This is a genomic window from Streptomyces sp. NBC_00316 (genome assembly GCF_036158715.1).
GTDB lineage: Bacteria > Actinomycetota > Actinomycetes > Streptomycetales > Streptomycetaceae > Streptomyces.
In genome coordinates, this window is sequence record NZ_CP108023.1 from 938678 (window position 1) to 955055 (window position 16378).

The following is a 16378-nucleotide window of genomic DNA, read 5'->3' on the forward strand; positions in this document are numbered from 1 at the left end:
TGGTCGGACCAGGAGGTCACAGCCGTTGTTCAGTGTCACCGTCCGCGAGCACTTCATGATCGCCCACAGTTTCCGCGGGGAGGTGTTCGGTCCCGCGCAGCGTCTGCACGGAGCGACGTACGTCGTGGACGCCTCCTTTCGCCGTCCCGAGCTGGACGCCGACAACATCGTCGTCGACATCGGGCTGGCCACCACTGAACTCAGACGCGTGGTGGGTGAGTTCAACTACCGCAACCTCGATGACGCATCCGAGTTCGCGGACCTCAACACCTCGACGGAATTCCTGGCCAAGGTCATCGCCGACCGCCTGGCCGACCAGGTGCGCTCCGGAGCACTGGGCGAGGGCGCACACGGCCTGACCGGCATCACGGTGACCCTGCACGAATCACACATCGCATGGGCGAGCTACGAGCGGATCCTGTGAACCCCGCGGCTGCCACCACGAGGACCGGGCGCTCGGTCGTCGTGGTGATGCCCGGTGGCGTCGACGATCCGTCCGCGCCGAGCGGGGGCAACACCTACGACCGCAGAGTGTGCCGGGACCTGCCCCGGCTCGGCTGGCAGGTCCACGCGTACGCCGTCCCGGGCACCTGGCCACAGCCCCGAGCCACCGCTCGTGCTGAACTGGCCCGGATTCTCAGGGGGTCGGCGGACGGCGCCGTCGTCCTCCTCGACGGACTCGTTGCCTGCGCCGTCCCCGGCACCGTCGTCCCCGAAGCCGAACGGCTGCGCCTGGTGGTGCTCGTCCACCTGCCGCTGGGCGACGAGACAGGCCTCACCCCTGCCGTGGCAGCAGCCCTGAACGCCGGAGAGCGCAGGACGCTGCAGGCCGCGGCGGCAGTCGTGGCAACCAGTGCCTGGGCGGCCGAACGGCTCGTGGCCCACCACGGACTCGACCCCGGCCGGGTCCACGTCGCCGTCCCCGGAGCCGACACCGCCCCCCTGGCGAACGGCACCGCAACCGGCATCGGCCACGCCCCGAGCCTGCTCTGCGTGGCCTCCGTGACTCCGCGCAAAGGGCAGCTCCAGCTGGTGGAGTCCCTCGCGGCCGTCGCGGACCTTCCGTGGACCTGCGTCTGCGTCGGCGGACTGGGCCAGGATCCCGGCTACGTCACCCGGCTCCGGGAACTGATCGGGCGGTACGGCCTCGGCGACCGGGTACACCTTGTCGGCCCACGCACAGGAACCGAGCTGAACGCGAGCTACGCCGCAGCTGACCTGCTGCTGCTCGCCTCGCACGCCGAGACGTACGGCATGGTGGCGACGGAGGCACTTGCCCGCGGCGTCCCCGTACTGGCGACGGCGGTCGGTGGACTCCCGGAAGCGGTCGGACACGCACCCGACAAGGGCGCGCCCGGCTTCCTGGTACCACCGCAGGACCCGGCAGCGTTCGCCTCGGCGTTGCGCCTCTGGCTCGGTGACCCGGTCGAACGCCGACGTACGAAGGAGGCCGCCATCGCTCGGCGCGCTGCGCTGACCGGCTGGGACACGACCTCGCGCAGTCTGGCCACGGTGCTGGAACAACTCCGCAAGGAATCTCGGGAGGCCGCGTGAGCGGGACCGGTGCAACTCGCTATGCCCCGCAGTGGCTGGCATTGCGGGAGGGTGCCGATGCGGCCGCCCGCGCATCGGGACTCCTCGGACCGCTGCGGCGGCACCTGGAGGCCGCGGCCGGTGGGCCCGGTGGTGCAGAACCGGCGCCAGGGCGCTCGACGTGGGTGATCCGCGATCTCGGGTGCGGCACCGGTTCCATGGGGCGCTGGCTCGCTCCCCGGCTGCACGGTCCTCAGCACTGGATCCTGCACGACCACGACCCGGACCTGCTCGACCTGGCCGCCGCTCGGACGCCTCGTACGGCCGCCGACGGAAGCCACGTCACCGTCACGACAGAACGCGGCGATGTCGCGCGGCTGACCGCGGACATCCTCTCAGGCACCTCGCTGGTGACGGCCTCCGCTCTGCTGGACCTGCTCACCCGCGAAGAGCTGCACGGACTGGCCGCGGCGTGCGCCGGGGCCGGCTGCCCGGCACTGCTGGCGCTCTCCGTGGTGGGAAGGGTCCACCTCACCCCGGCAGACCCGCTGGACGCCGAGATCGCGCACGCGTTCAACGCCCACCAGCGCCGCGTGGACCAGGGCCGCCGGCTCCTCGGGCCCGACGCCGTCGCGGCGGCCTCCGAGGCCTTCGCACATCATGGCCTGACCGTACGAGAACACGCGAGCCCGTGGCGGCTCGGTTCCGGTCCTCGTTCTCTGCCCTGCGACGGGTCGCGCCGGACGCAAGAGGCCGTTCCGTACGGTTCCGGAAGTCGGGACCCGGGCTCCTGCGAGTCCGCTCTGACGGCGGAGTGGCTCCGGGGCTGGGTCGGCGCCGCTCGTGACCAGCGGCCGGACCTCGCGCAGCGTGCCGATGCGTATCTGCGGCGCCGCCTGGCGGAGTGCTGGGCAGGTGAGTTGCAGGTGGTGGTGCATCACAAGGATGTACTGGCCCTGCCCGGGCCGACGGGTGGATCTTCGTGATGCCGCGGGTCGTACGGGCCCGTCTCGGCATGCTCGCCGGAACGGTCATCGTGGTGGGGCTGCTGTGGTGGCAGGGCACCGCCGTCGTCCTGGACGGCGTGCGAGGGATCGACGTCCCCACCCTCGTGGCCGCTCTCGGTCTCGGCATGCTCACCACCGTGTGCAGTGCGTGGCGTTGGTGCCTGGTGGCGAAGGGGCTGAGCGTACGGCTGCCGCTGGGCCGGGCCGTCGCCGACTATTACCGCGCTCTGTTCCTGAACGCGGCGCTGCCCGGTGGCGTCCTCGGCGACGTACATCGTGGAGTGCGGCACGGGCAGAGTGCGGGTGACGTCGGCCGGGGGGTCCGCACCGTCGTCCTCGAACGCGTTGCGGGCCAAGTCGTCCTTGCCGCAGTCGGCGTGACGCTGCTGCTCACGCAGCCCTCCCTGGCGCTGTACAGGATCGGCCACCTCGCCGATCGGACCGCCACTGCGCCCGGTGCCCTGTCCGCTCTCCTCGTGGTGTCCGGTCTGGTGATCGTGGGTGCTGTCCGGCTCAGCGGGAAGCAGAGCACATCTCGATGGCACCGAGGGGTTCGGGCCACGCTGGCCGAAGCGCGCCTCGGCCTGCTCGCCCGCGGAAGCTGGCCCGGAGTGCTGATCTCATCCCTTGCGGTGCTGGCAGGGCATCTCGGCATGTTCCTTCTGGCCGCCCGGACCGCAGGGGCGACGGCGCCGGCAGCCGAACTGGTGCCTCTGATGGTGCTAGCACTTCTCGCCATGGCGCTGCCGCTCAACGTCGGGGGCTGGGGGCCCAGGGAAGGGGTCACGGCATGGGCCTTCGGAGCTGCGGGCATGAGTGCCGCGCAGGGACTGAGCGTCGCCGTGGTCTACGGACTACTCACCTTCGTCGCGAGCCTGCCCGGTACCGGCGTACTCGTCACCCACTGGTTCACCGGGATGCGTCGTCCGCAGATCGAGCTCGAAGAGAGTGTCCTCGCCGAGAGCGGCGCGCCGGGTCGGCGGACGCAGCGCATCGCGCATCAGCTCCGGGCCGGGGAAGCCGAGCCCCGGGACGCCGTCACCGAGCAGGACCGGTGCCACGGTGAGGTAGAGGCGGTGCAGCGCCTGCGCATGGAGAAAGCGCGACACGGTGATTCCGCCACCCTCGACAAGCACGCGGCCCAGCCCACGGCGCGCGAGTTCCCGCAGCAGACGTCGAGGGGCGAACGCAGCGGCGTCGGGCAGGGCCAATATGTCGATGCCCTCCATGGCCGGAACGGCCTGCCCCCGCTCCTCGTCCGCGCCCACCACCCACAGGGTGGGGGCTGCCCCGTCACTGAACACTCGATGGCCGAGCGACACCCGCCGGTGCGGATCGAGGACGACGCGAACCGGGTTGCTACCCGTGCACGCACGGACCGTCAGTCGGGGATCGTCCGCGACGGCGGTGCCGGCACCGATGACCACAGCGTCGCAGAGGGCACGCAGACGGTGCAGATGCTCACGGTCCTCCGCGCCCGTGACGAAGTCGGCGTCTCCGGTACGGCTCGCGATGAATCCGTCCAGACTCTGTCCCAGCTGCGCGATGGCGAAGCGCGGACCGCCCAGACAGAGCGGCAGATAGCGGTCGGCGAGGGTGTCCGCCTCGGGCGAGGCGCACCCCCACCGGCGTCGGCCGTCAGTTCCCCGGATCAGTCCGGCGGCCTCGGCGTCCGCCTCGGACCGGATGCCGCGCAGCCGCTCCCAGGCTTCCGCCGCATCAAGCATGCCGTCGCGCTGTTCTGCGGAGCGACCGGTCACCGCGTTGCCCGCCGGACGATGGCCGACGGCCGGCTGTCTGAGGGGCCGGACGGCCGGGACCCGGACTCCGCCGGAACCAGGAGCTCATCCGGTGCCAGAAGCGAGAGGTATTCAGCGAAGGAATCGACGAGACCGGTCAACAACTGCTTGCCCTTTTCGGCGGATGCCAAGGAGGGACGGCCGATCACGCCGGACTCCGTATAGGCCCGCATACCGAGAGTGAGCAAATGCTTCCGGTCGTCGGCGAGGAAATCGGAGGTCTCATAACCGGGGCGGATCATTCCTGGATCCACATGCAGCAGGATGGACGTTTCCAATTCTCCCGCATGCATATCGCTGTACGAAGACGTGCTCAGGCCGGCCCTGTCCCGCGCCCTGTCCCAGTCGGCCGTCCCGGGAAAAAGAGCCATGCGGGTCCCCGTCCCCGCCGACTCCTGAACTGCGTTGCGCAGCGCATAGTTTCCACCGTGCCCGTTGATCAGAACCAGATTATTGATACCGGATCGACGGAGCGATTCAGCGATGTCCCGGACAACGGCGCACAAGGTGGTCGCAGAAATGCTGACCGTTCCCGGCCAAGCAGCGTGTTCGTGCGAACAGGAGATCGTCACCGGAGGCAGCCTGTGCACCACATGGGAGGCCGCGATCTCCCGGGCGATGGCACAGGCCACGACCGTATCGGTCATCAGGGGCAGATACGGCCCATGTTGCTCGAAGCTGCCGATGGGAAGAACTGCGACACCGGCCCGGCCGGCCCCCGCGTCCGCCGTCGTCGTGTCCGGTGACAACAGATCAGATATCTGCGTGCGCCGTTGCCGTTCACTCATGATTCCCGACCCATTCCTTCTTCGCGCCACGGGACCTGACCACCGGACGGTCCGAATAGGACAGCACACGGCGGGAAGTTCCGTACGCGCCAACGAGAGCAGGCTACGCAAAGTCGATGCATTCATCGGTCGAACGCGATGACGTGGCAGACCAGCTGTCTTCCTGTCATCGACTTCCGGCCCACCGGCCAAGGCTACCCGATATGATCGGGCCATGATAGAGAGCGATGGCGCACACCGCGACAGCGCGCGTTCAACAGGCGCTGAACGAGCGACAACTGTCCAGCTGTCGACCGAGCACGGCGTTTTCCGTGCTGTCGGCTACTGGGACCCCAGTCGCAGGGATGAACAAATAGCGCTGGTATACGGCGACATCGAGGGAGACGACGCGCTCACCCGGGTACATTCGGAGTGCTTGACCGGAGATACCTTTGGGTCCAACCATTGCGAGTGTGGGGACCAACTGTCCGCGGCACTACGCGCCATCGTGGACGAAGGACGCGGCGTACTCATCTATCTGCGGGGTCACGAGGGCCGGGGAATCGGCCTGTTGGCCAAGCTGCGAGCGATGCAGCTCCAGGCGGAGGGACTCGACACGGTTGAGGCGAACATCGCGCTCGGGCTCCCGGTCGACGCCCGCAACTACCAGGTGGCGGCAGAGATTCTGCACGACCTCGGTGTCCGATCCGTGCGACTGCTGTCGAACAACCCACGCAAGCGCGAGGCGCTCCTGCAGCACGGCATCAAGGTCACCGAACAGGTTCCGCTGCTGACAGAACCTCGCGAGGAGAATCTCGTCTACCTACGGACCAAGCGAGAACGCCTTGGCCATCTCCTGCCGCATCTGGATGGCGGCATCGACCAGGCCTGATGCATGGGCGAAGCCGGGAGCCGACCCCACCGCTCCAGCAGCTGCCTCTGCGGGCCGTCGGTCGCCGGCCACCGTCGGGCGGCGGCCCTCATCACGCCGACGGCGACCGTCACGTGGTCACCACGGGGTACGCCGCCCGGGCGGTCGTCGAGCAGGACCGCGACGTGGTCCGCGCAGCGCGGGGGCCCGGACAGCTGACCCTGCCCACCACCTCACGACACGTGAGCCGCCGGTACCCCGCTTCCCAGCTCTCGACGATCGCAACAGCACCCGGCGAAGAGCCGGTCGCAGCGTCCGTGCTGAGACCCTACGTGCCTGTCGTTGCGGCGGGCCACCGTCGCGACGAGCTCGTCCCTCCGACGCAGGCGTCGACGGTCGCGCTCCGCCCAGGTGCTGCGAGGCGCAGGCGCGCTACTTGACGATCTCGAGCACCGCCATCATGCCGGCGTCCTCATGCGCGACAGAACCACCCGGGTGGTGAACACGGGGACGCTGCAGCGCGGACCGAGCCGTCCCGTGCCCCGGCCACGCAGGCATGCCGAGCCCTCCAGCCGCCGGCGGGCTTTCACTCCGCCCTCACAGAGAGAGTGCGTGAAATCCTCGTCCGAGGTTACGAGAGGGAGGAACGGCGCTGCTCAGGCAGCAGTGCGAGGTCCCCGACGGAACTGGTGACGATGTCCGAATCGAGCCGGCACGAGACCGCCCAGCCGCCCCCGGCACCCCCCGTGGAGTCGTGGCGCACCACCGCCCGTCAGGCCGAAGGAGGGGTCGGCCTGTCCGTCGAGGCCACGTTCCACTACGACCCCGACGACCCCTGGGCGGTACGCATCATCTTCGGGCCGCCGCTGGGCAGGGGCGTCGCCTGGACCTTCTCCCGGGAACTGCTGCGCTCCGGGGTCCGCGTCCTGAGCGGCGAGGGGGACGTCCGGCTGTGGCCGCTGCGCTGCGGCGGCCGGGAAGGATGCGTCCGCATGCGGTTGGACTCGGCCGGAGCGGTCGCCGTGGTCGACGTCGACCGCGCGGGCCTGCGGAGCTGGCTGGGTGAGACGTACGTCGCCGTGCCCGGCGGAAGTGAGGCCGCACGGATCGACTGGGCGGCCGAGGCATCTCACCTGTTCGCACGGCGGTAGAGCTGGATTCCCGCGCACCGGACAGACGAACGCTCTTGTGACAGGAGGAACTGATGATGGAGAGCTGGCGCGCACGCGCGGCCTGCCAGAACGTCGACCCCGACCTCTTCTTCCCGGTGGGGACAGGCGCACCGGCGCTGATCCAGGCCGAGGAGGCCAAGGAGATCTGCCGGCGCTGCCCCGTGCGCAAGGAGTGCCTGCGCTGGGCCATGGACGACTCCCGTCAGGTGGCGGGTGTGTGGGGTGGCCTGCGCGAGGACGAGCGGCAGTCGCTGAAGCGTAGGTCGCGCCGCCGGGTGAACAAGGCGAAATGAGCCCTGGCCCTACGCGCGGTGGCCCCGGCGTGACGGGCTACCGCGACGGAACAGGTCAGCCGAATGGACGACGCGCCCTGCCCCACATGTCGTCGGGCGGCGCCACCTCGGTCTCGACGGTGGCGCAGAGCGCCGGCATGATCTCCCTACCGTGCTGCCCCAGCCGGTCCGGGCTGCGGGGGCGGGCGACCGGGACCACGGCGTGAGTGTCGTGGACGGATATCTCCAGCACCCGCTTGGGCAGGGGTGGTTCAGGGTGGCAGGGTCCGGGGCGTACTTCACGACGTCGGTGACGAGTTCGCTACCACCGGCCAGGCGGCGCCGACGTCCCCCTGCGACCAGGGACGCGAGGGTGGCGTGGAACGCACGAGGAACGACGTGGTGAAGTCCCGCGCCTCCACGAGGCGTCCTGCGCGGCGCCGAGTTGCACGACGGGCCGCAGGGCCTCACGTCACGCTCGCGCACCGCGGTCAGGCTCGCCACTCATGTCGTTCGCGTTCGCCTTCCTCGCCCCGATCCGGCCTCCCGCTGGCTCCGCTTCTCGTCGCAGCACGGAACGGCCGCACCAGAAGGGGGTTGGTGATGCCGTTCCGCCAAGCCGTGTCTACGCCTGGTCGAGCATGCCCTTGCGCAGGCGTTCCAGATTGCGGGCAAGCAGCCGCGAGACGTGCATCTGGGAGATGCCGAGCTCCTTGCCGATCTCCGACTGCGTCAGCTCCTCGACGAAGCGCAGATGCAGGATCCGGCGGCTGCGGTCGTCGAGTTCGTCGAGCAGCGGCGCGAGCGTATGGAAGTTCTCGAAGAGTTCGAGCCCCGGGTCCTCCACCCCTATGAAGTCGGCGAGCGCCGCGTCGCCGTCTTCGCCGACCGGGCCGACGGCGGCGTCGAGCGACATGGAGTTGTACCCGTTGGAGGCGATCCGCGCCTCGATCACCTCGTCCTCGGAGAGGTTCATCAGGGTCGCCAGCTCCGCCACGCTCGGTGCGCGTCCGAGTCTGGAACTCAGCTCGTCGGTCGCCTTGGCCAGCGCCACCCGGGCTTCCTGCAACCGGCGCGGTACGTGGACCGCCCAGGATGTGTCACGGAAGAAGCGCTTGATCTCGCCGACGATGTAGGGGACGGCCAAGCTGGTGAACTCTACGTCCCGGGAGAGGTCGAACCGGTCGATGGCCTTGATCAGACCGATGGTCCCGACCTGGACGATGTCCGCCATCTCGTCGCCGCGGGCCCCCCGGAACCGGCCGGCCGCAAAGCGGACGAGTGACATGTTCATCTCGATCAGCGTGTTACGCACGTACTGGTACTCATGGGTCCCCTCCTCCAGTACCGCCAGCTTGTCGAAGAACACCTTCGACAGCTCGCGCGCGTCCTTCGGAGCGACCTTGCGGGGAGATTCGAGTACGGGAAGGTCCTCCGTACCCGTCTCGACACCAGTCCTCGTCTCCGTCGTCACCGCAGTCGGCACTCTGATGACCTTCTCTCATCCGTCGGCAGCCCTTGCCCCCGTGAGGACATCGCCTACCCCCGCTTCCGCAGGACATGTCAGGAACCATCGCCCTTCCTGCGTCGCGAAGAGAGTGCAGCATGCCGCGCCCGTCCCGTGGTCAGCTGCGGCGCTGCGACCACCATCGGCGCCGGCGCCGTGGATGCACCGCCCTGCCCAGCCGGCGGCCCATCAGGACATAGCCGAGGAGCGCGCCCGCAGTGTTGAGCAGCACGTCGTCGATATCGAAGGCGCGCCCCATGATCAGGGCCCCCTGGATCAGTTCGACCAGGAGCATCGTCGCCACCGTCAGCAGGGCGATCCGTACGAAACCACGGGTACGGGGAGACACGACCGGCAGCAGCAGCCCGAACGGCACGCCGAGGAGGACGTTGCCGCCGAGCTGCTTGACGGTGTCCCGGAAGGCGGGCTGCCCGAGATAGGCGCGGATCGAGTTCCCCGGCCGGAGGTTGGCGTGGGTGAGCATCGCCGAGGCCGGCGACGGCTGGAGGGTCAGCCGGGCGAGGACGACGCCGAAGGCCACCATCGCCGCAAGGGCCAGCACCGTGACGCAGACGCGGAGCCAGGGGCCGGCCACCGCTGTGGCAGCGTGCTCCTTCTCCTTCTCCTTCTCCTTCTCCTTCTCCTTCTTCGGCCGCCCGGTCGTGACGCGGTGCCATCCGATACGGGACGTCATGGCCCTCCCAACTCCGCAGTGTTTCAGGAAGGTTGCGAGTACCCCCGATGGAGGTCCTGACACCCGTTGTGCGCACAGTCCCCCTGACGGGGACCGTGTGCCGACGGCCGGCGGTGCGGCCCGCGTTTCGACACGTCGCGCACCGTTCCCGTGCACTGCGGGCCGGGCATGACCCCCGTGACCGCTACCGGCGACTGCATCACCGCCTGGCTCCGACTCGCCGGCAGCACCGCCGGACCGCACCGCGTGCCGGCCTCGCTTCCACGGCGGGGACAGCACGCGGACGGGACCCGGTCGGACTCCCACCGGGGACGGCCGGGGGTCAGACATACGTGACGGTGACGTGTTCAAAGCCGAGAGCGCGGAGCAGGCCCTGGAGCATCGACGCGGTGTTCTTCTCGGCTCGCTGCGTCAGGTCGCTCTCCTTGGCGGCGTCGCCGATACGGTCGGCGGCGAGGATATGGACGGCGCGTTCGTCGGCCGGGTTGTCGGAGAACAGGTCGCCCAGGCGGTCGAGCAGGCCGCGCTGCTTCGAGACGGTGTAGGAACGTTTGGGGTCCACGGCCGGCTCGGCAAGCTGTGCGTGCGGCAGGCGGAGAGCGGCCGTGGTGCGCTTCTCGTCGACGGTCACACTGTCCTGGCCGACGCTGCCGAAGTCGACGTACGCGGCCACGCTGCCGCTCGCGACGTAGAGCGTGCGGGTCCCGCGGATCGAGTCGGGCAGCAGTCGGGCGTCCTTCTCCAGGTCGACCACGACCTGGTAGTTGCCGGCGGCGCCCTCGTACCGGTGCATGTCCTGAATCGACTTCAGCACCGCCGGGCCGGAGCGGTCCTTAGTGTCGACGCCGAAAACGTCGTCCAGGCCGGGCACGTGGACGAACCGGCCCAGGAGGAAAAGGACCAGGGACAGCCCGACGAGCGCGACGGCGACGGCAGGCCACCTGTGCGGGGCCCGTTCGCGTCTCGGAGTTATGCGCGGAGGCTTGCCTTCTGCGTCTTCTCGCATGTGTTGCTGGTGCCCCCCGAGCGGGTCGTCACTCCCAACCGGGCTCGTTCAGGCGTCGGTTGGCATCCCCGGGGCGGGTGGCTCCCGGCGCGGCGAACTCCCGTGCGGAAGCGCTCGCCCGCTGGGATCGCGACGCAGATGAAGACAGAACCGTTCGTCCGCCGCTACCGGTCGTGGGGCCGGGACGACTGCGCGGACATCTGCGTCAGGACTGCCCACGAGGGCGACGAAAACGGCAGGGGACGGCCGCCGAGACATGCTGAGTTGCCACCCCAGTCGATCAGCCGCACCCTCCGATTTGATCGCGACGAACGTGGTGCACCGGGTCCCGGCGAACCAGCACCGGGGTCACCCGCACATAGAGAATCGGGCACGTGACCTCCGTCAGCATGCGGCAGGAGCGGATCCTGCCCGCCGACGGGATAGGCGCCCTGCCCAACGGCACCACCTCGTATCGCACTTCACCGCCCACCGACCATCCGGAGCACGATAGCTCTCACCGACCACCACGACGTCTTCGTCGGCTCAACCGACGACGGATGGATGCTTCGCCGGACGGAACTCCCTCCGCGAGCGCCAGGAGGAAACCCTCGAAGATCACTGTCTTTGCATTGATGATCTCCGCGACCTCAGGGTCGGTAGGCCGTTCCCGGACGCCGATGAGCTCCTTCTGGAAGACCCACGGTGGTCGAAGGCCAACAGGTAAAGGTTGCGCGGACGGCCAAGCTCCACGACTACCTCCTCAGGTTTCTGAGTTGACGGCCGCCACCATCCGTTGAACTGGACCCGTTCCTCACGCAGGTGGGCTGATCATCTTGCGTTCACCAGGTTCGGGGCGCGGCTGTGTCAGTCGGGGGACCTCGCCGGCAGCCATGGTTCGTGCCATCGCGGGAATCCGGCGACGAGCTTGCTCGCCCCTTCCGGTCCCCAGGTCCCCTGCCGGTAGCGCTCGGGGTCGCCGGGCGCCTCCAGCAGGGGCTGGACGATTCGCCACGTCTCCTCCACCGAGTCCTCTCGGGTGAACAAGCTCGCGTTGCCTTGCATCGCATCACTGAGCAGGCGCTCGTACGGTTCGGGTGCCTCACCCAGCTCGGCCGCGAAGAGGAGGTCAAGGTCCACCAGCTGCGTGTCCTGCTTGCCCGGCTGCTTGGCCTGGATGCGGAAGTTCATGCCAGGACTCGGATCGATGCGCAGGATCCACTGGTCGGGCTCGGGCGCGAGCCGCTCCGCGAACGCAAGCCGCGGCGGGCGCTTGAACACGATCCGGATCTCGGTCACTCGCTCGGGGAGCGACTTGCCGGCGCGGATGAAGAACGGCACCCCGGACCAGCGCCAGTTCTCGACCTCCAGCCGCAACCCGACGAAGGTCTCGGTGCGCGAGCGCGGCCGCACGCCGGGGACCTGCAGGTACCCCTCGTACTGACCGCGGACGTAGTGGGCCGGGTCGGCGTCGGGGATCGCCCGGAACACATCAACCCGGCGGTCCCGGAGCGCATCCGCATCGGCTGCTGATGGCGGCTCGGACGCCACCAGGGCGAGCAACTGCAGCAGATGGTTCTGCACGACGTCGCGAAGCGCGCCGACCGGGTCGTAGAAGTGGCCGCGGTCCTCGACCCCGAAGTCCTCGGCCATGGTGATCTGCACACAGGAGACGTGGTCGCGGTTCCACACCGGCTCGAACACGGAGTTGGCGAACCTCAGGAACAGAATGTCCATCGCCGGCTCTTTGCCGAGGAAGTGGTCGATCCTCAGCAGCTGATCCTCGTCGAGCAGCTGACGCAGCTCGGTGTTGAGGGCGCGCGCCGACGTGAGGTCATGCCCGAACGGTTTCTCCACGACAACCCGGGCGCCCTTGGTCAGCCCGGCGCCTGCCAGGCCCGCGACCACCCGGGCAAACAGTGACGGTGGGATCTCCAGGTAGAAGACGGGGCGCCGTCTGCCGTTGACCGCCCGGGCGAGGCGTTGGAACGTCTCCGGGTCGGCGTAATCGCCCTGTACATAACTGAGTCGGGCGGCGAACCGGGCAAAGACGCTGTCGTCGAGCGGCTCGCCCGCTGCCTCGATCGCCGCGCGGGCGTGCTCACGCAGCGCGTCGTCGGACCAGCCGTCGCGCGCCACTCCGACGATCGGGCAGGTCAGCAGCTTGCGCCGCTCAAGCCGATAGAGCGAGCGAAACGTCATCTTGCGCGCGAGGTCGCCGCTGATCCCGAAAATGACCAGCACGTCTGCGGGAACGTTCGACGAGTTCGAAGCCATCTGATCTCCCTTACGGAGCCGGCACGGCGACAGAGTCGGGCGTCATGGTCATGCTGGCGGCCGGGCGTCGGCGCGAGCAGGGCCCCGGTCGGCCGCCGACGTGTCCGCGAGGACGTGCGACGCCGCCGCCTCGACCCGGCCGGCGGGAATCGACCGGTCTCCCGCAACGAGCCTCGAGAGCGGTTCACGCTTGTCCGCTCCGGTGATGAGCCAGAGCACTTGCTGGGCGCGAGCGAGCGCAGGATAGGTGAGTGTCATGCGCCGGTGGCCCATGTAGGGCGCCGTCAGGGCCACCAGCCGATCCGAGACTTCGAGCACCGGGTCCCGTGGCACCAGCGAAGCGGTGTGCCCGTCCGGGCCGAGGCCCAGGTGAACGAGGTCGAAACGCTCGGGCAACGACCGCGCGTAGCCGGAGGCCGCCGCGTCGAGGTCGGCGTCGTTCACGGGCATCGCGATGACCTCGGCCGGGGCCGCACCGAGGCTCTCCCGCAGATGGGTGAGGTTGCGGTCCGGGTCGCCGTCGGGCGCGACCCGCTCGTCGACCTGGAACACCACCATGTGCTCCCAGGGGACGTGCTCATGTGAGAGCCGCGCGAACATCGCCCATGGCGTGTGCCCCCCGCTGACGGCGAACGTGAATCGGCCGTGGGCTTGCACGCAGGCCCGGGCCAGCCGCGCCACGAACGCCGCCGCGGTGCCGGCGACCGCATCGGGGTCGGCGACGACTTCGAGTTCGTGATGCACAGCCCTCAGCCCCTCTTTTCGGCGTGCCCGCCGAACTCCGAGCGCATCGCCGAGAGAATCTTGTCGGTGAACTCCCCGGCCTCCCTGGACTCGAAGCGCTCGTAGAGCGAGGTGGTGATAACCGGTGCCGGGACGCCTTCGTCCACCGCGGCGAGGACGGTCCAGCGGCCTTCCCCGGAGTCGGAGACCCGCCCGGTGAAGCCGTCGAGGGAGGGTGAGCCGGCGAAGGCGTCGGCGATCAGGTCGACCAGCCACGAGCCGACGACCGAGCCGCGCCGCCAGACCTCGGCCACCTCGCCGACGTCGATGTCGTACTGGTAGGCCCATGGATCGCGCAGCGGCGTCGTTTCCGCATCGACCTCTTGCCGGCTTTTGCCGGCGTTCGCGCGCTTGATGATGCTGAGACCCTCGGCGATAGCGGCCATCATCCCGTACTCGACCCCGTTGTGGACCATCTTCACGAAGTGCCCGGCGCCGTTCGGACCGCAGTGCAAGTACCCGAGCGGGGCGGTGCCGTCGGTCCGGGTCCGCCTCGGCGTCGGCTCGGCGCTGCCCTCGCCGGGAGCGATCGACTTGAAGACCGGGTCGAGATGGGCCACGACCTCATCCTCGCCGCCGATCATCAGGCAGTAGCCGCGTTCCAACCCCCAGACCCCACCGCTGGTCCCGCAGTCAACATAGTGCAGCGACTTGTCGGCAAGACGCTTGGCGCGCGTGATGTCGTCGCGGTAGTAGGAATTGCCGCCGTCGATCAGGATGTCCCCGGGCTCCAGCAACGGCTCGAGCTGGTCGAGGACGGAGTCGACGATCGCAGCCGGAAGCATGAGCCATAGGGCCCGTGGCTTGTCCAGTTTCGCGACGAAGTCCCGGAGCGAGCCTGCGCCCGTCGCGCCCTCGCCGGCCAGTTCGGCGACGGCGGCCGCGTTGACGTCGGACACGACGCAACGGTGGCCGTCTCGCATCAGCCGACGCACGAGGTTCGCCCCCATCCGGCCGAGCCCGATCATCCCGAGCTGCATGGGCTTGTCTGTCGCCATGTGGCGCCTCCTGGTCCTTGAGCGTGCGGTAGTGCCGGATCAGCGCGTACGTCGACGAGTCGTGGCCGAGCTCACGCTCGGTCGCGCTCCCGAGCTCCGGGATGATCGCGACAGCAAGCACCTGCCGAGCTCGACGCCCCACCGGTCGAAGGAGTCGATCCCCCAGATCGTCCCCCGGGTGAACACGCTGTGCCCGTGGAGCGCGACCAGCGTGCCGAGCCGGAACGGGGTGAGCACGTCAGGACGGGTCCGTATTGCACATCGTCCGGACCTTGCCGACCCGGATGACGGCCAGGAGCGTTAGCCCGACCGGTCCTGGGACGCCGATCCGGGAGAGCACCTTCTCGACCACGTCCGCGACTGCTCCCGGGGTCGCCGGACGCGGGTCGGGATCCGGACCCGGCTACCGATAAGGCTGTCGAGCCCAAGGTCGACAGGCGCTCCCTCGATACCGGTCCCACCGGAGTCGCCCCCGGCACGTGGGCCGTCCTGTCGAGAATTGCCTGCGTCACTACCCGCTCCCCTCAGGGGCTCGCGCGAAATGTGTTGTGTGAATTTTGGACGTTAGGCCCCACGAGAGCTTCGTCACATAATTCTTAATATTCACATATGTCACTCATGCACGCGATCACGCCACTTGTAGGGTTAGATGCCGGACGTAAGGGGTATGTGCAGACATTACGTGCCCGCAAGGGCATGAGCCTTCCCCTCCGTTCGAGAGGAACGCGACTGAGCCTGATGCCGGCCGACGGTGCCCTCCAGCAACTTTCGGACATCAAGCCGACCGGGAACCCGCCCCCACAGGTCCCTCGCATCCATGAGCCGTTGCCTCTCCCCACCCGGACCGGCCGCGACCAGAGCCTACGGAGGCGTGATGCCGACCCGACCGATCCGCCTGCTTCTTGCCGACGTCGACGGCACTTTGGTCACGAGCGACAAAGTCCTCACCGACCGCGCCGTCCAGGCGGTCCACAAGCTCCACGACGCCGGCGTCGTCTTCGCGGTGACCAGCGGGAGACCGCCCCGCGGCATGTCCATGATCATCGAGCCCCTGGCGCTGGCCACTGAACTCGCCGCCTTCAACGGTGGTCTCATCGTCAACCCGGACATGACCGTTGTCGAACAGCACGTCATTCCCACGGAGGTGGTGGCCCCGGCCGTCGCGCTCATGGAGTCGTTCGGCCTCAGCGTCTGGATCTACCGGGGCGCCGACTGGTACGTCCGCGATCTCAAGGGGCCGCACGTGGATCGCGAGAGCTGGACGGTGCAGTTCTCGCCCACGCTCGTTCCCAGTTTCGACGGGCTGGAGAAGGGCGCCGCCAAGATCGTCGGGGTCAGCGATGACCCCCAGGTCGTAGAGGCGGCCGCGGTCGCAGCTCGCGCCCAGTTCGGCGAGCATGTCTCGGCCGCCCGCTCGCAGCCCTACTACCTCGATGTGACCCATCCGCAGGCCAACAAGGGCGGTGTCGTCGCATACTGGTCCGCCAAGCTCCGGATTTCCCCCGAACAGATCGCCACGATCGGCGACATGCCCAACGACGTGCTGATGTTCGCCCACTCGGGACTGTCCATCGCGATGGGCAACGCCAGTCACGAGGTCCAGCGCGCTGCGAGGCGGGTTACGACGAGCAACGAGGAGGAGGGTTTCGCGCACGCGGTCGAGCAGTTCATCCTCTGACCCGCTCCACCGCGTGCCCGGGTCTGCTGCCCTGA

16 protein-coding genes and 1 pseudogene are annotated in these 16378 nt (G+C 69.0%); 8 read left to right on the forward strand and 9 right to left on the reverse strand.

The features are described from left to right. The first annotated feature begins 25 nt into the window (after positions 1 to 25). From OG878_RS04300 to OG878_RS04315, 4 genes and pseudogenes are all read left to right on the forward strand, one after another. Complete coding sequence (locus tag OG878_RS04300) at positions 26 to 424, forward strand: 6-pyruvoyl trahydropterin synthase family protein (RefSeq protein WP_328885500.1); 399 nt, start codon at positions 26 to 28, stop codon at positions 422 to 424. Beyond that, positions 397 to 1554, forward strand: a complete 1158-nt coding sequence (locus tag OG878_RS04305; protein WP_328885501.1) for a glycosyltransferase family 4 protein — start codon at positions 397 to 399, stop codon at positions 1552 to 1554. Before OG878_RS04300 ends, OG878_RS04305 begins: the two co-directional genes overlap by 28 nt. Continuing rightward, on the forward strand, positions 1536 to 2519 hold the full coding sequence (locus OG878_RS04310; RefSeq protein WP_328891125.1) for a methyltransferase domain-containing protein: 984 nt from the start codon (positions 1536 to 1538) through the stop codon (positions 2517 to 2519). The genes OG878_RS04305 and OG878_RS04310 overlap by 19 nt, the downstream gene beginning before the upstream one ends. Further along, positions 2519 to 3463 (forward strand): annotated as a pseudogene (locus tag OG878_RS04315) (lysylphosphatidylglycerol synthase transmembrane domain-containing protein); the annotation flags it as partial. The gene OG878_RS04310 and the pseudogene OG878_RS04315, both read left to right, overlap by 1 nt. Here OG878_RS04315 and OG878_RS04320 read toward each other — a convergent pair. Both OG878_RS04320 and OG878_RS04325 read right to left on the reverse strand, forming a co-directional pair. Further along, positions 3395 to 4267, reverse strand: coding sequence for a RibD family protein (locus tag OG878_RS04320; protein ID WP_328885502.1), 873 nt, complete (start codon positions 4265 to 4267; stop codon positions 3395 to 3397). The pseudogene OG878_RS04315 and the gene OG878_RS04320 sit on opposite strands and share 69 nt — an antisense overlap. A gap of 29 nt (positions 4268 to 4296) precedes the next feature. Then, positions 4297 to 5127 carry a creatininase family protein gene (locus OG878_RS04325; protein WP_328885503.1) on the reverse strand — a complete coding sequence of 277 codons (831 nt, stop codon included), beginning with the start codon at positions 5125 to 5127 and terminating at the stop codon, positions 4297 to 4299. 214 nt (positions 5128 to 5341) lie between these two features. Here OG878_RS04325 and ribA point away from each other — a divergent pair, with 214 nt between their 5' ends. From ribA to OG878_RS04340, 3 genes are all read left to right on the forward strand, one after another. After that, a complete protein-coding gene (ribA, locus tag OG878_RS04330) occupies positions 5342 to 5998 on the forward strand; it encodes a GTP cyclohydrolase II (protein WP_328885504.1) in 657 nt (218 codons plus the stop codon). A 674-nt stretch (positions 5999 to 6672) separates the two neighbouring features. Continuing rightward, entirely contained in the window at positions 6673 to 7128 is a 456-nt protein-coding gene (locus OG878_RS04335; protein ID WP_328885505.1) for an SsgA family sporulation/cell division regulator, read from the forward strand. 56 nt (positions 7129 to 7184) lie between these two features. Then, entirely contained in the window at positions 7185 to 7442 is a 258-nt protein-coding gene (locus tag OG878_RS04340) for a WhiB family transcriptional regulator (protein WP_328891126.1), read from the forward strand. 604 nt (positions 7443 to 8046) lie between these two features. Here the strand turns inward: OG878_RS04340 and OG878_RS04345 are convergent. From OG878_RS04345 to OG878_RS04375, 7 genes are all read right to left on the reverse strand, one after another. After that, positions 8047 to 8895: an RNA polymerase sigma factor SigF gene (locus tag OG878_RS04345; RefSeq protein ID WP_328885506.1), complete on the reverse strand. Its 849-nt coding sequence runs from the start codon at positions 8893 to 8895 to the stop codon at positions 8047 to 8049. 151 nt (positions 8896 to 9046) lie between these two features. Further along, the gene (locus OG878_RS04350) at positions 9047 to 9622 is read right to left on the reverse strand and encodes a VanZ family protein (protein ID WP_328885507.1); all 576 of its coding nucleotides are present in this window, start codon (positions 9620 to 9622) and stop codon (positions 9047 to 9049) included. Positions 9623 to 9944: 322 nt separating this feature from the next. Beyond that, a complete protein-coding gene (locus OG878_RS04355) occupies positions 9945 to 10628 on the reverse strand; it encodes a DUF4230 domain-containing protein (protein ID WP_328885508.1) in 684 nt (227 codons plus the stop codon). An 846-nt stretch (positions 10629 to 11474) separates the two neighbouring features. Then, positions 11475 to 12884 (reverse strand): glucose-6-phosphate dehydrogenase, encoded by a 1410-nt coding sequence (zwf, locus tag OG878_RS04360; RefSeq protein WP_328885509.1) that lies wholly within the window; start codon positions 12882 to 12884, stop codon positions 11475 to 11477. A 48-nt stretch (positions 12885 to 12932) separates the two neighbouring features. Next, a complete protein-coding gene (pgl, locus tag OG878_RS04365; protein WP_328885510.1) occupies positions 12933 to 13628 on the reverse strand; it encodes a 6-phosphogluconolactonase in 696 nt (231 codons plus the stop codon). Between the two features lie 5 nt (positions 13629 to 13633). Continuing rightward, on the reverse strand, positions 13634 to 14665 hold the full coding sequence (gene gnd, locus OG878_RS04370) for a phosphogluconate dehydrogenase (NAD(+)-dependent, decarboxylating) (RefSeq protein ID WP_443049056.1): 1032 nt from the start codon (positions 14663 to 14665) through the stop codon (positions 13634 to 13636). A gap of 39 nt (positions 14666 to 14704) precedes the next feature. Further along, complete coding sequence (locus OG878_RS04375) at positions 14705 to 14902, reverse strand: hypothetical protein (RefSeq protein WP_328885511.1); 198 nt, start codon at positions 14900 to 14902, stop codon at positions 14705 to 14707. A gap of 637 nt (positions 14903 to 15539) precedes the next feature. Here OG878_RS04375 and OG878_RS04380 point away from each other — a divergent pair. Next, positions 15540 to 16343 carry a Cof-type HAD-IIB family hydrolase gene (locus OG878_RS04380; RefSeq protein ID WP_328885512.1) on the forward strand — a complete coding sequence of 268 codons (804 nt, stop codon included), beginning with the start codon at positions 15540 to 15542 and terminating at the stop codon, positions 16341 to 16343. The last annotated feature ends 35 nt before the right edge of the window (positions 16344 to 16378 follow it).

Excerpts from the sequence above, each read along its gene's own strand:
- OG878_RS04335 (WP_328885505.1), top strand. The coding sequence starts at position 6,673 with ATGTCCGAATCGAGCCGGCACGAGACCGCCCAGCCGCCCCCGGCACCC.
- gnd (WP_443049056.1), bottom strand. The coding sequence starts at position 14,665 with ATGGCGACAGACAAGCCCATGCAGCTCGGGATGATCGGGCTCGGCCGG.
- zwf (WP_328885509.1), bottom strand. The coding sequence starts at position 12,884 with ATGGCTTCGAACTCGTCGAACGTTCCCGCAGACGTGCTGGTCATTTTC.
- OG878_RS04340 (WP_328891126.1), top strand. The coding sequence starts at position 7,185 with ATGGAGAGCTGGCGCGCACGCGCGGCCTGCCAGAACGTCGACCCCGAC.
- OG878_RS04355 (WP_328885508.1), bottom strand. The coding sequence starts at position 10,628 with ATGCGAGAAGACGCAGAAGGCAAGCCTCCGCGCATAACTCCGAGACGC.
- OG878_RS04350 (WP_328885507.1), bottom strand. The coding sequence starts at position 9,622 with ATGACGTCCCGTATCGGATGGCACCGCGTCACGACCGGGCGGCCGAAG.
- OG878_RS04320 (WP_328885502.1), bottom strand. The coding sequence starts at position 4,267 with ATGCTTGATGCGGCGGAAGCCTGGGAGCGGCTGCGCGGCATCCGGTCC.
- OG878_RS04325 (WP_328885503.1), bottom strand. The coding sequence starts at position 5,127 with ATGAGTGAACGGCAACGGCGCACGCAGATATCTGATCTGTTGTCACCG.
- OG878_RS04380 (WP_328885512.1), top strand. The coding sequence starts at position 15,540 with ATGCCGACCCGACCGATCCGCCTGCTTCTTGCCGACGTCGACGGCACT.
- OG878_RS04305 (WP_328885501.1), top strand. The coding sequence starts at position 397 with ATGGGCGAGCTACGAGCGGATCCTGTGAACCCCGCGGCTGCCACCACG.
- ribA (WP_328885504.1), top strand. The coding sequence starts at position 5,342 with ATGATAGAGAGCGATGGCGCACACCGCGACAGCGCGCGTTCAACAGGC.